The organism is Pseudalkalibacillus sp. A8 (assembly GCF_045920555.1).
Lineage (GTDB): Bacteria > Bacillota > Bacilli > Bacillales > Fictibacillaceae > Pseudalkalibacillus.
The window spans coordinates 1,254,100-1,267,850 of the sequence record NZ_CP174509.1 but is presented as its reverse complement, the minus strand read 5'-3'; the positions used below and the strand labels follow the sequence as shown (position 1 = coordinate 1,267,850).

General features: G+C 40.5%; 13 protein-coding genes and 2 pseudogenes. 4 read left to right on the top strand and 11 right to left on the bottom strand.

The annotated features are described in order from the left end of the window. Window positions 1-12 precede the first annotated feature (12 nt). The 10 genes and pseudogenes from ACJROX_RS06610 to ACJROX_RS06565 form a co-directional block, all read right to left on the bottom strand. On the bottom strand, window positions 13-318 hold the full coding sequence (locus ACJROX_RS06610) for a hypothetical protein (protein WP_408009961.1): 306 nt from the start codon (window positions 316-318) through the stop codon (window positions 13-15). Between the two features lie 3 nt (window positions 319-321). Next, complete coding sequence (locus tag ACJROX_RS06605) at window positions 322-1,674, bottom strand: acyclic terpene utilization AtuA family protein (protein ID WP_408009960.1); 1,353 nt, start codon at window positions 1,672-1,674, stop codon at window positions 322-324. A gap of 19 nt (window positions 1,675-1,693) precedes the next feature. Next, window positions 1,694-2,980, bottom strand: a complete 1,287-nt coding sequence (locus tag ACJROX_RS06600; protein ID WP_408009959.1) for a CitMHS family transporter — start codon at window positions 2,978-2,980, stop codon at window positions 1,694-1,696. A 272-nt stretch (window positions 2,981-3,252) separates the two neighbouring features. Next, window positions 3,253-4,611: a sigma-54 interaction domain-containing protein gene (locus ACJROX_RS06595; RefSeq protein ID WP_408009958.1), complete on the bottom strand. Its 1,359-nt coding sequence runs from the start codon at window positions 4,609-4,611 to the stop codon at window positions 3,253-3,255. Between the two features lie 189 nt (window positions 4,612-4,800). Then, complete coding sequence (locus tag ACJROX_RS06590) at window positions 4,801-6,114, bottom strand: glycoside hydrolase family 18 protein (protein ID WP_408009957.1); 1,314 nt, start codon at window positions 6,112-6,114, stop codon at window positions 4,801-4,803. A gap of 241 nt (window positions 6,115-6,355) precedes the next feature. Further along, window positions 6,356-6,805: a hypothetical protein gene (locus tag ACJROX_RS06585; RefSeq protein ID WP_408009956.1), complete on the bottom strand. Its 450-nt coding sequence runs from the start codon at window positions 6,803-6,805 to the stop codon at window positions 6,356-6,358. 64 nt (window positions 6,806-6,869) lie between these two features. Then, the gene (locus ACJROX_RS06580; protein ID WP_408009955.1) at window positions 6,870-7,712 is read right to left on the bottom strand and encodes an isocitrate lyase/phosphoenolpyruvate mutase family protein; all 843 of its coding nucleotides are present in this window, start codon (window positions 7,710-7,712) and stop codon (window positions 6,870-6,872) included. A 238-nt stretch (window positions 7,713-7,950) separates the two neighbouring features. Then, a pseudogene (locus ACJROX_RS06575) lies at window positions 7,951-8,481 on the bottom strand (NAD(P)H-dependent oxidoreductase); the annotation flags it as partial. A 55-nt stretch (window positions 8,482-8,536) separates the two neighbouring features. After that, window positions 8,537-9,154 carry a LysE/ArgO family amino acid transporter gene (locus ACJROX_RS06570; RefSeq protein WP_408009954.1) on the bottom strand — a complete coding sequence of 206 codons (618 nt, stop codon included), beginning with the start codon at window positions 9,152-9,154 and terminating at the stop codon, window positions 8,537-8,539. A gap of 72 nt (window positions 9,155-9,226) precedes the next feature. Next, window positions 9,227-9,400, bottom strand: coding sequence for a hypothetical protein (locus ACJROX_RS06565; protein ID WP_408011595.1), 174 nt, complete (start codon window positions 9,398-9,400; stop codon window positions 9,227-9,229). A gap of 245 nt (window positions 9,401-9,645) precedes the next feature. Between ACJROX_RS06565 and ACJROX_RS06560 the strand changes: the two genes are divergently transcribed. The 4 genes and pseudogenes from ACJROX_RS06560 (at window position 9,646) to ACJROX_RS06545 (ending at window position 12,157) form a co-directional block, all read left to right on the top strand. Beyond that, window positions 9,646-10,161, top strand: coding sequence for a DUF3231 family protein (locus tag ACJROX_RS06560; RefSeq protein ID WP_408009953.1), 516 nt, complete (start codon window positions 9,646-9,648; stop codon window positions 10,159-10,161). A 15-nt stretch (window positions 10,162-10,176) separates the two neighbouring features. Next, a pseudogene (locus tag ACJROX_RS06555) lies at window positions 10,177-10,653 on the top strand (DUF3231 family protein); the annotation flags it as partial. A 42-nt stretch (window positions 10,654-10,695) separates the two neighbouring features. After that, window positions 10,696-11,709: a DUF3231 family protein gene (locus ACJROX_RS06550; protein ID WP_408009952.1), complete on the top strand. Its 1,014-nt coding sequence runs from the start codon at window positions 10,696-10,698 to the stop codon at window positions 11,707-11,709. A gap of 1 nt (window position 11,710) precedes the next feature. Beyond that, complete coding sequence (locus tag ACJROX_RS06545) at window positions 11,711-12,157, top strand: hypothetical protein (RefSeq protein WP_408009951.1); 447 nt, start codon at window positions 11,711-11,713, stop codon at window positions 12,155-12,157. A gap of 114 nt (window positions 12,158-12,271) precedes the next feature. On the opposite strand, the gene ACJROX_RS06540 is transcribed toward ACJROX_RS06545, so the two are convergent. Beyond that, window positions 12,272-13,612: an FAD-binding oxidoreductase gene (locus ACJROX_RS06540; protein WP_408009950.1), complete on the bottom strand. Its 1,341-nt coding sequence runs from the start codon at window positions 13,610-13,612 to the stop codon at window positions 12,272-12,274. Window positions 13,613-13,751 lie beyond the last annotated feature (139 nt).

The window sequence follows — 13,751 nt, the reverse complement described above, 5'->3', positions numbered from 1 at the left end:
AAAATATTTCAATCAAGTTGTCAAATCCATTTCAAGAAGAAAGGAACTTAAGCTTTTTCCATGTCTATCAAGAGATAGTGACCGTGTCACACCGCCACCTAAAGCGTTGGTCAATACAAAGTTCAATGCTCCTAAGCTTGGTATTTCATAACGTATAACTTCACCTATCACGATATTCTGAAACCATTCTTTTACTTTTATTGCCGTAATTTGTTCTTTCACTAATTCATAGTCGTCCATATTATAAACAATCAAGGAAATATTTGATGTATTCCCTTTATCACCTGTTCTTGAATGAGCTATTTCCCGCAATCTCAATGCTTATACCTCCTCATAGGTTATTTTGGTTTCTATATTCTCTTCTGGTATAAGGATAGAAGCAATTGAAACGATTTCATTTATATTTATTCTGACACCACCCCCGCCAGCGGGACCATTCGTATATAAAGCTTCTACTTCATTTCCAATTTTAATTCCATCTTCTTTTAACGTTGTTCTTCCAGCTACTCGAAGCCGAACTTCATTACAACTGGAACCTTTTCCAGATAAGTCTGAGGTACTGCTCTGGAATAGCGAATCTATCCCAATGTAATCTATTTTCAATTCTTCAAAAGATAAGTCGGTATGTTGGATTCTCCTTTGGACGATATCCCCTGCTAATCTAGCTTTTTCAAGTGCTCCAGACCCTCCATAACTTATTGCTGCTTCAACTATATAACAATCCTTATACCCTATGCTTGTTTTGTAATAACCGCTTTTTTCTCTACCTGTCGCTCCAGTGATCAAAACCTTGTCAGGCTCGATTTCTTTTACAGTGACCTGTGAAAAATCTGCATTAACGTCAGGTGTCATATAATTTGAAGGATCGTGTATTTCGTAAAGAATTTGTTCTTTAACAGTCCCTGTGGTAACTATGCCACCAGTTCCTGCAAGCTTTGTAATGATTATGTCGCCATTTTCATATACTTCCCCAATCGGAAACCCAACGTTCCATAAGTCCGGTACATCTTTATACCCTGGTTCTGCGAAATATCCTCCTGTTACTTGAGCCCCACATTCAAGTAAATGACCTGCTAATGTGGCTTTTCCGAGCATGTCACAATCGTCTATTTTCCATCCAAACTCATATAATAAAGGTCCGATAACTAATGAGGGATCTGTCACTCTTCCTGTAATGACGATATCTGCCCCATTCTGAAGAGCCTGTTGGATCCCCTCTGCTCCTAAATAAACATTGGCTGAGATGATTTCTCCTTTTATTTCCGATAGTTTATTTCCATACTCCAATGTGTTGAAATCTTTATAATCATCAATATCTGAATAAATATCATCTCCTAAAACGGCCGCAATTTTTAAATTAGCTATACCTAGACGTATTGCAATATCTTTGACCAATCTTGCTGCTGATACTGGATTTGCTGCACCCATATTTGTAATTACTTTAATCTTTTTTTCAGTACAGATAGGTAAAGCTTTTTCCATGCGATACTCAAGTAATTCATTGAACCCTTTATCAGGGTCCGCTAACTTTTGTTGTTGCGCTAGTGCAATAGTCCTTTCTGCCAGACATTCGAAAATGATGTAATCGATGTCTCCCTTTTTCATAATTTCTATAGCTGGTTCAATTCGATCTCCACTATAACCAGCTCCTCCACCAATTCTTATCTTTTTCATCCTATCCACGCCCTTTAAATCAGATAACTCTTATTATCAAAGCAACAATTGTCATAATAATAGTAGTTCCAAAAGCCCATTTGAAGATAAATTTCTGATGGTCACCTAATTCAACGTTTGCTAGCCCCACCAATAAAAATGTAGATGCTGTTAAGGGACTCAGTGGAAAACCTGTTGTCATTTGCCCAAGTATTCCCGCTCTTGCAATTTCTACTGAATCAACGCCATATGCAGCCGCGGTTTCACTCAGAACTGGCAAAACACCAAAATAAAATGCGTCTGGAGTGAATAACAAACTGAATGGCATACTTGTAATAGCGACAATCACAGCCATGATATTGCCCATACTTTGAGGGATAAGCGCTACCAGTGCATTCGCCATTTCTTCAATCATACCTGTGCCATTCAAAATCCCAGTAAATATTCCAGCTGCAAATATAATCGAAACAACAGTAATCATACCAAATGCTTGCTTTTTTATTTGGTTTTGTTGTTCATCAGGTTTTGGATAATTCACCAAGAGAGCAACTGCGAATGCTACCATAAAAACAACTGGCAAAGGGAGCCATACTTTAATTAGGGCAATGATTGTAATAATGGTCAGTCCCAAGTTAAACCAGAATAACTTAGGCCTTCTCATATCTTTTTCCTCATCAGCCAGTTCCTGATGAAAATCATACTGGATATCCTTAATACCTACACGATTTCTCTCTTTTTTTCCCATCATATAAGCAGCGAAAAGGACCCAAAGCAAGCCTGCGATCATTGCCGGTAAAAGAGGGTTGAAAATTTCTTCTGGAGTCAGTTCTAAAGCACTTGCTGCTCGTGCAGTCGGACCGCCCCACGGAACCATATTCATTGTCCCTGCTCCTAACGCAACGGTACCTGCTAAAACTAGCCTACTCATACCCATTTTTTCATATAAAGGTAATAAAGCTGGAATCGTGATCAAAAAGGTGGAAGCCCCCGATCCATCCAAATGCGTGAGCATGGCAATAACTGCTGTCCCTATAACTATTTTCAATGGATCACCTTTAACAAGCTTAAGGACATTACGGATCACCGGGTCAAATAATCCAGCATTGTTCATCACACCAAAATAGAGTATGGCAAATCCCAGCATGATCCCAGTTGGGGCAACACCGGTTATTCCTTCCAACATTAAGGATCCCAATTCTTTCCCAAACCCACCGATTAACGCGAATATCATAGGAACAAGGATCAATGCAACAATGACTGAGACCCTTTTCGTTAAAATCAGTGCTAAAAACATGAAAATCGTTAAAAACCCAAGTAAAGCAATCATACATTTTCCTCCCAACCCATAGTTTTATTGATAACGCTTACAATTTCATTAATTGAATACTAATCCCCCTCTTTTGTATGTTGATTCCTTTTATCATAATGCAAGAAATATGCCAATTTAAAAACCCTCAATCATGAGGGTTTAATCTGTATATTGAATTTATATTTTCTAAAAAATTAGAACTTTCAAAACGAATCGGTCCTGATACATTCTTCCTGAATGCTAGCCAGTAGGATTTCTTATAATTTAGAATAATTTCTAACATATTAGAATCAAACAGGAATATCGAGTCTGGAAATTTTGTTATACAAGGTTGCTAAAGAAATGTTCAGCCTTTTTGCTGCAAGCTTTTTCCCTTTCAAGTCAGTTCCAGTTTTTTTAAGCACATCCAAAATTGCATCTCTCTCCGTCTCTTCAATGATCCGTTCTAAAGTTTTTTCATCCGACCTTTGTCCGTTTCTATTTATCGTATCAGGAAGATCTCCAACTTTCAGTCGAGTGGACTCAGTCATATTCATTGCATAATGGATTATATTTTTCAGTTCTCTAATATTACCAGGCCAATCGTAACTCATTAACAAGTCAATAAATGATTCATCAGGAGAAAGGGAATGCAGGTTAGCATTCTGTAAAAAATAATCTACCAAAAGAGGTATATCATCCTTCCGGGATTTTAAAGAAGGTATCTTGATTTGAAATGTGTTCAACCGGTAGTAAAGATCTGCCCGAAACCGTTCTTTTGAAATCATTTTTTCGAGGTCTTTATTTGTAGCAGCGATCACTCGCACATTCACTTTTCTTTCATAAAGACTGCCAACCTTTCGTATTACCCCGTCCTGCATTACCCTCAATAACTTTGATTGCATTTCAAGTGGCATATCACCTATTTCATCTAAAAAAAGCGTTCCATTATCTGCCAGGTCAATCAAACCGGATTTTCCACCCTTTTTTGAGCTAGTAAAGGCACCTTCCTCGTAACCAAATAATTCGCTCTCTAACAATGTGGAAGGTATAGCGGCACAATTAACAGGCACAAATGGTTGACTATTACGGATGCTAGATTGGTGGATAGCCTGGGCAAACAATTCTTTCCCAGTACCACTTTCACCTAAAATAAGGATATTGAAATCAGTTCCAGCTGCTTTTTTTGCGTAATGGATGGCATTGAGCAATCCTTTATTTTGGCCGACAATATCCTCAAACGAATATGTCGTCCGATGAAAACTCCCCACCATTTCTTCAAGCTGTTTTAATCGTCTTTTACTCTTATTAAGCTCTTGTGTAAGATGATGAACTTCTCTTAAACTTTTACAAACAGAAACTGCACCTATTATTTTATTTCCATTATAGATTGGAGCCATGTCAACGATATAATTGTTCTTTCCTTCTTTACGAAATACTCCAGATCTAACCTTTCCATCAAGTAAAACTTCGGGTAGTTCTGCACCAGGCCTCACATCTTTTAAATGCTTACCAACAATTTCATTTTCTATAACGCCGGTAATGTTTGTGTATTCTTTATTAATTATTTGAACCACTCCATAAGAGTCGATTACTAGTATTCCATCATTTACTGATTGGATAATGCTTTTAAACCAATTGGCATCATTGCTATCGATCAAGAAAGACATCCTTTAACGAACCTCCTTTTAAACAAGTAATCCCTTATACATAAAAGTATTCATTCTTCCGTAATTCTAGTTAAATACTTCTAATTCCTTTAGCATTCCTTCATAAAAAAGCTCAGGGAATTTAAAAAGGACACTTTCTTATAAAAGAAAATGTCCATAATGTTAGATAAGCCAAACATTCAATGCTTTTTACTTCAATTCTTCATTCACTTTTGTCAATAACACTTCGTCAGGATCCTGGCTTAGCTCCCATATCATTGCACCGCCAAGTCCCTTCGATTTTATATAATCGGTTTTATGGCCGATCGATTCAGCGTCATCATAGCTGATGACCGTATCACCGTTCCAAAGCCACGGCACGTGGGAATCATCATCCCAATATCGTGTAAACCCGTTTTTATTGATATATTCCTTATCAAGAGCGGCATAACTTACCGATTTCCCACCCCCTGCGAAAGGTTGGTAAAGACCATCGTTTGCATTATTGGCCTGCTTGAACATCCTTCCATAAAAAGGCAGCCCTAAAACTAGTTTATCTGCCGGGACCCCTTGATCAATGAACGTCTGAACAGAATCATGTACACTCCATTCTTTAAAAAATCCACTCTTCGGATCCTGATACAAAGGGGCATTGAATCCCGTAAGCTCATCCCACTCGCCATGGATATCATACGTCATCAGTTGTATATAATCGACATACTTATGGAGCTTGTCCAATTCCATATTACCGGCATGATGTTTACTCGGTCCGGACGCAATCGTCAAAAGATACTCTTCCCCATCTTTTTTGCTTTGGGCGTTGAATGTTTCTCTGATCTTTTTCAATAACAGCGTGTAATGCCGTTTATCCTCCGGACGGTTGATGTTGTCAGGCTGTCCCCCGTTCACGGGATATTCCCAATCCAGATCGACTCCATCAAAACCGTACTTCTGGACAAATCCAAGTACGCTTTTGGCAAAGATGGTACGTGATTGCTCAGTAAGCGCAACGTCTGAAAAATTCTCTGACCAAGTCCATCCGCCAACAGAAACCAAGGTCTTCAGATGAGGATGTTGCTTCTTAAGCTTATTTAACTGATTGAAGTTCCCTTTGATCGCTTGGCTTTCTGTATCACCTGGGTAAGGATTCTCAATATCCACCCATGGATCTCCTACTGCTATTTTTCCGTCTTTCGAAATGTTGGCAAAGGCGTAGTTGATATGTGTCAGCTTACTGGCATCAATGTCTGCAACGTCAAAACCTGAATAAGCTGACCAACCTGCATAATAGCCGATCCGCCTGTATTCATTTTCTGTGACTTCTGTACGCTTTTGGTACTGAATAGGTTTTGGGGCAAGACTTGTTTGTTTATCACTCAATCCCTCTACTGGCCTTGATTCTTCTGCTGCGCTGGATGCTGGCAAACTATTACCTACGTATGTAAACGTCCCTATAAGTAATAAAAAAAGCAACGAAATGAAAAATGGTTTTTGATTAAAATAATTCCTTGCTTGGCGCCCCATGACTGTCCTTCTCCCCCTATTAAACTCCTTGTCTATCATTCTAATGGGAGGTTAAGGGTGAAGGTAGTGGTAAATTCTAGAACAAAAAAAGATGGCTACACGCATTTGATCGCTGCAACAATCAATCTGCGAGTAGCCCCAAGATATAGAACAAAGTTCCAAGATATTTAGGCGGAGGTTAAGCGCCTGATTTAAGTATACGAACAAATGTTCTTATTGTCAACAATTTTTATAAAATATTTTATGATGTGCAATTTCGTTTTATCACGTTTTGCATACGCGTAACGCCACTGAAGTTGAAATCGATGATCTCTGTCCTGATCGTAAGCGAAATCATGATTTCATCATCTGAATTCTCAACCAAAAGCAAATTATAGTCGGCAGCCCTGCCAGCAACATGACCTTGTCCAAATACATCAACGTAATTGGACTGGCACGTTATGCCTTTAAGCTGCTCTCCAACATAATTGTAAGCAAAATCTCCGTGAACCCGTGCATTGAATGCGCTTCCTGTACTTCTGCATGACGGACACAGCGTTCCAGTAAGGGTCAGATAACCGGAGCCCAGGCTTTTTCCGGATGCTTCAATTTCCACAGGGGCATTCATGATCTTCAGTTGAATTTCGCACGGACATACTGAATTGTAAGGAGAATTTACTGGTCGGTTAGCATGTATGCTTTTCTTTTTCAAAGTATCAACTCCCTTGCTGATAGATTATGCTCTACCAGCAAGGAATGTTTGTGCGGTTGAACTACTAGTTTACTAGATTATTTTCTGAACTGAACATTTTCCTATAAGGAAGAACATCCTCTGTCAAAAGGTGAAAATTCTTCTCGTTGTTTATTTCTTCGCTAACTTTTTTCAATAATGTCACGGTTGCTCTGAAGGGAGCGGATCCGGTACTCACCCTCTCAATTCCTATTTTGGACAGCTCTTTTAGCGACGGCAAATCAGGACTGACCAACAGGTTGATCGGACAAGAAATTTCAGCTCTTAGATACTGAATTGTTTCCTTATCATTTAGGCCAGGTACAAAAATACAATCAGCTCCTGCTTCTTCATAGGCTTTTACACGATCGAGAGTCTTTTGGAAACGGCTTGAAGGATCTCCAATATCCAACCAATAAAGATCAGTCCTTGCATTGATGAACAATCCTGGCTCAGTCGCACTTGAAAGCTCTTTGATGGCAGTAATCTTTTCGACTTGTGATGAAATTTCCTCAACAGGAGCATCAGGATCTCCTGTCCCGTCTTCAATATTAATACCGACCACTCCAGTTTCGATTATCCTCTGTACATTTTTTACGATCTCTTCAACGGTTTTACCGTAACCAGCTTCGATATCTGCACTTACAGGCACATTCACAGCTTGAACGATTCGATCAAGCACCGTCAGCATCTGATCAAAAGGGATTTGTTGCCCATCCTGATACCCTAATGAAGCTGCAATCCCTGCGCTTGTCGTCCCGATCGCTCTGAACCCGCCTTCCTCAAACATTTTAGCGCTCATCGCATCCCAGGCATTCGGTAATACGAATGTAGATGACAGCTGATGCAATTTACGGAAATCCTCCAATTTTGTACGATAGTTATTCATACGATCCCTCCTCTTTTATGTAATTATAATCGATGGATGTTTCGACTCTTATCGAAATATGGAATACATAAGAAGGATCATAGGACGATAGCTTCTTTTCGATATAAATAGAACTGGCCAAATGAAAAATATCTTTTGGACCAGCTCCTCGCTTTTGTTTATCCTATTTATAAAAAGCAGTTCATTGTTGCCCTTGTTTCACCCAGGAAGCGATAGTGTGATGCTTGACAACTTCCTAAACATCTTCTTGCATATTGTCATCTTGATCGACTGTGACACTTGTTCCATAAAGATTGCAGCCCGAGGTAAACGTTACAGGGTCGGTATAAGCGGGTGCGGCGATTATGGCGTCCCAGTGTATCATGGTCGTGTATAAGGCTTTGACGGTCGCTTCCTGACCACCATGTGGATTGTTTGCCGAAGACATCCCGCTGACCACTTTGTTTACAAGTTTTCCATTAAACCACAGTCCACCTGTCGTATCAAGAAATTGTTTCAATTGTGCCGGCAAGTTGCCAAACCGTGTCGGCATACTGAAAATCAATGCATCTGCCTACTCAAGATCATCCAATCTTACTTCTGGAACATCCTTCGTTTTATCCAAATGGGTTTGCCACGCCGGATTGGATGCGACTGCTTCTTTTGGTGCAAGCTCAGGTACTTTCAATACTTTCACTTCAGCACCTGCTGCTTTTCCTCCTTCTTCAGCCCACTTAGCGAGTTGATAATTCGTCCCCGTGGAACTGTAATGAATCGCTCCTCCTGGTATTTTCCTATATGTATGCCCACATTAGAGTATCCAATGGTAATCACATTAATTCCAGTTAAAGGATAATACTAATAAGTTCCTTCCCAATATATAACGCGACGATCCAAATGATGATGGCGGACAATTTGTTGAGACGGTTCATCCATTTACCTTTCGTATCCACTCGACCTACGATCCTGCCTACAATCGCCAGACCGAAAAACCACAGCCAGGATACGATGATACATGTGACCGCGAAGGCAATTTTCTCATGCCCAGAATAACGAATCGCATTGGTTCCTATAACCGCGACGGTATCGAGGATCGCATGTGGGTTTAACAGGGAAACCGAAGTCGCGAAAGTGATTTGTTTTTTTACAGACATCTTGTCTACTGAATTGTCCTTTGATAATTTGCTGTTCCATATCGACCATCCCATGTATAAAAGAAAAATAAATCCGATCCCAAAGATGATCATTTGTAACCATTGGAAGGTCAAAACGATGAGAGATACTCCCAAAACAGCCATTGTGATCAGGATGGTATCACAGATCGACGCTGTCAAAATGACTGGAAGTGCTCGTATGATTGTAGGCTGCAATGCTCCCTGATTAAACACGAATATATTCTGTGCCCCAAGAGCGATGATGAGACCGATTGCTAGTACAAATCCGTGTATAATAGCTTCACTCATTTTCTCCACCTCTATATTGTAAATGTCAGTATCTTTCCATGTTCATAGCACTGGATTAAAGGTGATGGTTCGTTACACATTCAAACGGATATGATCCGTCAACCTCATCACGAGCATTGATGTCACAAATTTGCTGAACGAACAGGCGTTGAACAAAGAGCTGCTCTTGACGTTCAGTTGTGTTCCTTTTTCAAGTAAACCTAAACTGCGTTTCATGCTGATCTCTCCATTGCTGATCAATGTGATGCCCAGCCCTACTACTTAATGGTGATTCATACATTCGAAAATATTGAAATCCAGTCCCATGAATAATTGCCTCTATTATTTTTCTATTAATTCATCCTACTTTCTCTATATTTTTCAAATATCCTCCACAAACCTAGGACATGATAAAACCCTGAATATAAATTCTTGTCAAGAAGTGAATATTTTCCATATTAAGGTGAAAAATACGTTCATACATACTGTGTTTATGGGAGGATTATCAAAACATGCCTGACATACAGAACATCCGATTGACATCAGCAGAACTTTCACAGCTTTGGGCTTCGTATCAGAATGACAGTGGTTCCATATGTGTATTGAAGCATATGTTGGAGACCGTGGAAGATGAAGATATTCGCCCGCTTTTGACTCATTCTTTACAGTTGGCTCAACTACATATCCAGAAACTGAATACGATATTCGGCCAAGAAAATTTTCCATTACCAAAAGGGTTTGTAGAAAATGAAGACTTGAATTTGAATGCGCCAAGATTATTTTCCGACAATTATATGCTGCAATTCCTTAAACAGATGACGCAAATTTCACTTAATGCTTATGCCCTATCGAAATCACTTGCCGTGCGTATTGAGATTGACGAGTTTTATGGTAAGTGTCTCAGTGAAACGAGTCAACTGGAGACCCGTATCAAAAATGTACTCCTTTCGAAAGGACTTTTTATACGATCTCCATATATCGCTTATCCTGATAAAGTGGACTTTGTCAAAAAGCAAAATTTTCTTTAGGGATGGTTCGGTGAACGCAGGCCTCTTCTTTCTCTTGAAATGACCAATCTTTTTGCCAACATTCAACGTAATGAGTTGGGAGGAGCGACTCTTATTGGCTTCAGCCAAGTAGCAAGTTCGAAACAGGTTGGTCAATTCTTTGTCCGGGGTAAGAAAATCGCCCAAAAACATAATGAAATCTTCGGTGCTATTTTACGTGAGGATGATCTTCCGATTCCCATGAATTCAGACACATATGTAACGGACTCAACGGTCTCCCCATTTTCTGATAAACTCATGATGTTTATTGTTACAGGATTGATCGCACTAAGTATCGGTTTCTACGGAACGAGTATTTCGACCAGTATTAGACGCGACTTGACTGTACACTATGATCGGCTGACGCAAGAAATCTTGAAGTACTCTGAAGATGGGGCAAACATCCTGATTTCAAATGGATGGATGGAAGAACCTCCCCATGCGATTGATCGGGACGAATTAGCGAATACTTGATTTAAATGATTGAAAGAATTTTATTAGATAGAGGTGCCTGAAATGACGATCAATCATCAAGCGAAATTGACTTCATCAGAATTAGCCAATCTCTGGACGACTTACCAATCTAGCACAATGATCATTTGCGGATTGGAGTATTTCTTAACAACCGTGGAAGATGAAGAAATCCGTAATATTTTACAATATGTTTTAGATTTTTCTACCAACCATATCCAATCGATCTCCGAGATTTTGAATGGAGAAAATTACCCCCTCCCGGTAGGTTTTACGAAAAATGATGTGAATCCGGGAGCACCCAGGTTATTTTCAGATGCCATGGTCCTTGTATATATTTTGAATATGGGTAGACTCAGTATGTCTGCAGAAAGCTTGATGTTTTCTTTATCCGCACGGGATGACGTGGCTGGATTTTATTCGCAAGCTTTGACAAAATCAAAAGAACTCACAGACCAGAGTAGAAAACTTGCCCTACAAAAAGGCCTCTATGTTCGTACGCCATATCTTCCAATACCTGATAAGGTCGATTTCGTTAAAAGACAGCGGTTTTTATTCGGTTGGTTCGGCGATCGCCGCCCCCTTGTCGGCACTGAAATATCCAATCTTGTTTTCAATGCGGAAAGGAATGCACTTGGAGAGGCTTTGATTACAGGATTTGGCCAGGTTGCCCAATCTAATGAAGTATGGAAATATATGGCGAGAGGCAGGGAGATTTCATCGAAACACTACGAAGTTTTCAGTTCTATTTTAAATGAAGAACACCTTTCATCCGCCCAAAAGATGACTTCGGAAGTTAGTGACTCCACTACCGCTCCTTTTTCCGATAAGTTGATGATGTTCCATATTGCAGGGTTGATTGCCTCAGGGATAGGTCAATATGGGGTCAGTGTTTCTGTAAGTCCTAGACGTGATCTAGGTGTGCATTATGCACGGCTCTCAGGGGAACTTGCAAAGTATGCAGAAGACGGGGCGAATATCATGATTGAGAACGGCTGGATGGAGGAACCACCTAAAGCGGCCGACCGTGATCAATTGACGAAGAGAAAAGGGAATTGATATGGAAAAACTCCTTTGGAGCATTGCCCTTCCTGGCTTTGGCCAGTTATTGAATGGCCAATATCTAAAAGGGATCGTGTTCATCATTCTAGAATTCATCATTAATGTACAATCGAATTTTAATGAAGTCATCTTATTAAGCTTCAATGGTGAAATCGAAACAGCGATTCAACAAACCAATTTTGGCTGGCTGATGTTTTACCCTTGTCTCTATTTCTTTGCGATGTGGGATGCTTATAAAAATGCTGGAGATGGCAGAAAACCCTATTCATTTCTACCTTTTGTCTTTATGGCCTATTGGGTGACCGTCGGGTTGATGTTTTCCTCGAAGGTCTCATTGTTTGGCGTGGTATTGGGACCGGTTTGGCTGCCTATGCTGTTTGTCATTCCTGGATTGCTCTCTGGATTCCTTATCCAATTTCTGCTGTTGAAGTTTGCTAAGCAATAAAGAAAACTTGGTGAAGGCTGAGTTCTTAATTGAGCTTATACTGAAGAATGGATTTATACTTTCTTCAAGTATAATAAGAAAGGCCCTCTCATTGATCGAGTGGACCTTTGTCTTTTAATCTTTGTATGGCGGGATGCTCTGTTGGAATCGGAACACATTCATCGGATCTATTTGGTTTTTGACCTTCCGTAAACGGTCGAAATTTTCCCCGTAATACGTCTCAGGCCAGTCGCGGATCGATAAATCAGGCCAGTTGACGTAGTCCCCTTCCGTGTATGGTTCCAAATGCTTTCGTAACGCGAGAACCCACTGGATATTCTTGCTTGCTTCCTCTCCGTTTTTCCAGGTAGTGTTATATTCCTGTGCAATCAGAGCGTTCCGATGATAATACGCCGTGTTTGTCGGACGGACTTTTTGGACAGCGCCTGAAAGTGCCTGTTGCCAGATCTGTGCATCTTCGTTCGGGGCTAGTTCGAGGAACCTTTTCATGATTTTGATCCCTTTTTCCGGGATTGGCTCATACACGAATGAACCAGAACGCTTGAAATAAGAAGGAATGTTTCCGGCTGGGTAATTGAAATAGTCGAATGCTTTGTTGAATGGCAGCTCGGCGACTTGTACTTTCCGGGGTTCGGTCACTTTGATCAATGGCCGGATCAATTCGATGAGTTCTTCTTTCGGGCCGACGTATTGTCCTTCTGCGAGGAGCAGATTTTGACTTTTCGCTTTTAGCTCAATTGATGAGGTCAATTTGTTATCCGTGAATGGTGCCCAATTCTGCCATACATCATAGACGTTTTCCAACTGGTCGAAGTCCCATTCGACCCGGAAGAGCGACACATCCTTGATTGGATGGACTCGGAACTTGAACAGAGTGACGATTCCAAAGTTTCCACCTCCACCTCCGCAGCACGCCCAAAACAGTTCTCTGTTTTTATATTTCGTCGCCTCGATTATCTCAGCGCCAGACTCTCCTTTCGGGACCACGATCCGGGCACCGAGGAGGTTATCACAGGTCAAACCGTATAACCTTGATAAGTACCCAATCCCTCCGCCTAATGTCAATCCGGCTATTCCTACACTGTACTCTGTACCTGCTGGTAATGCGAAACCGTGTTCCCACAAGCTGTTATACACATTACCTATATCAGCTCCTGCCTCAATGATTGCCGTCCTTTGGAACCTATTCACCGAAACAGTATTCATTTCGCTGATATCAATGACAATCCCTTTGTTCAGAATCGAGAAATTTTGATAACTATGCCTGCCGCTCCTTACCCGGAAAGGGATGTCATTTTCCCGTGCAAACTTCAATGCATTCAGGACATCCTTTTCCTCCTGGCAAAATACGATTGCCCCTGGGAATTTAGACTTGAATAGGTTAAGATTTTTTCGGGCTTTTCTATACTCCGGATCATCCGACAATACGATCCGCCCAGTCAATTCACTCTCCATCCTCTCTCTCCTTTTAACTTGTCTTACAGCAGTATATGAAACAGGTTTAAATGGTGAAACGGCGGAGAAGATTGAGTTTGAAAATGGGCGCACAGAATATACAAAGGGCACTATTTTATCGTTCTGGAAGTTTTTTCTT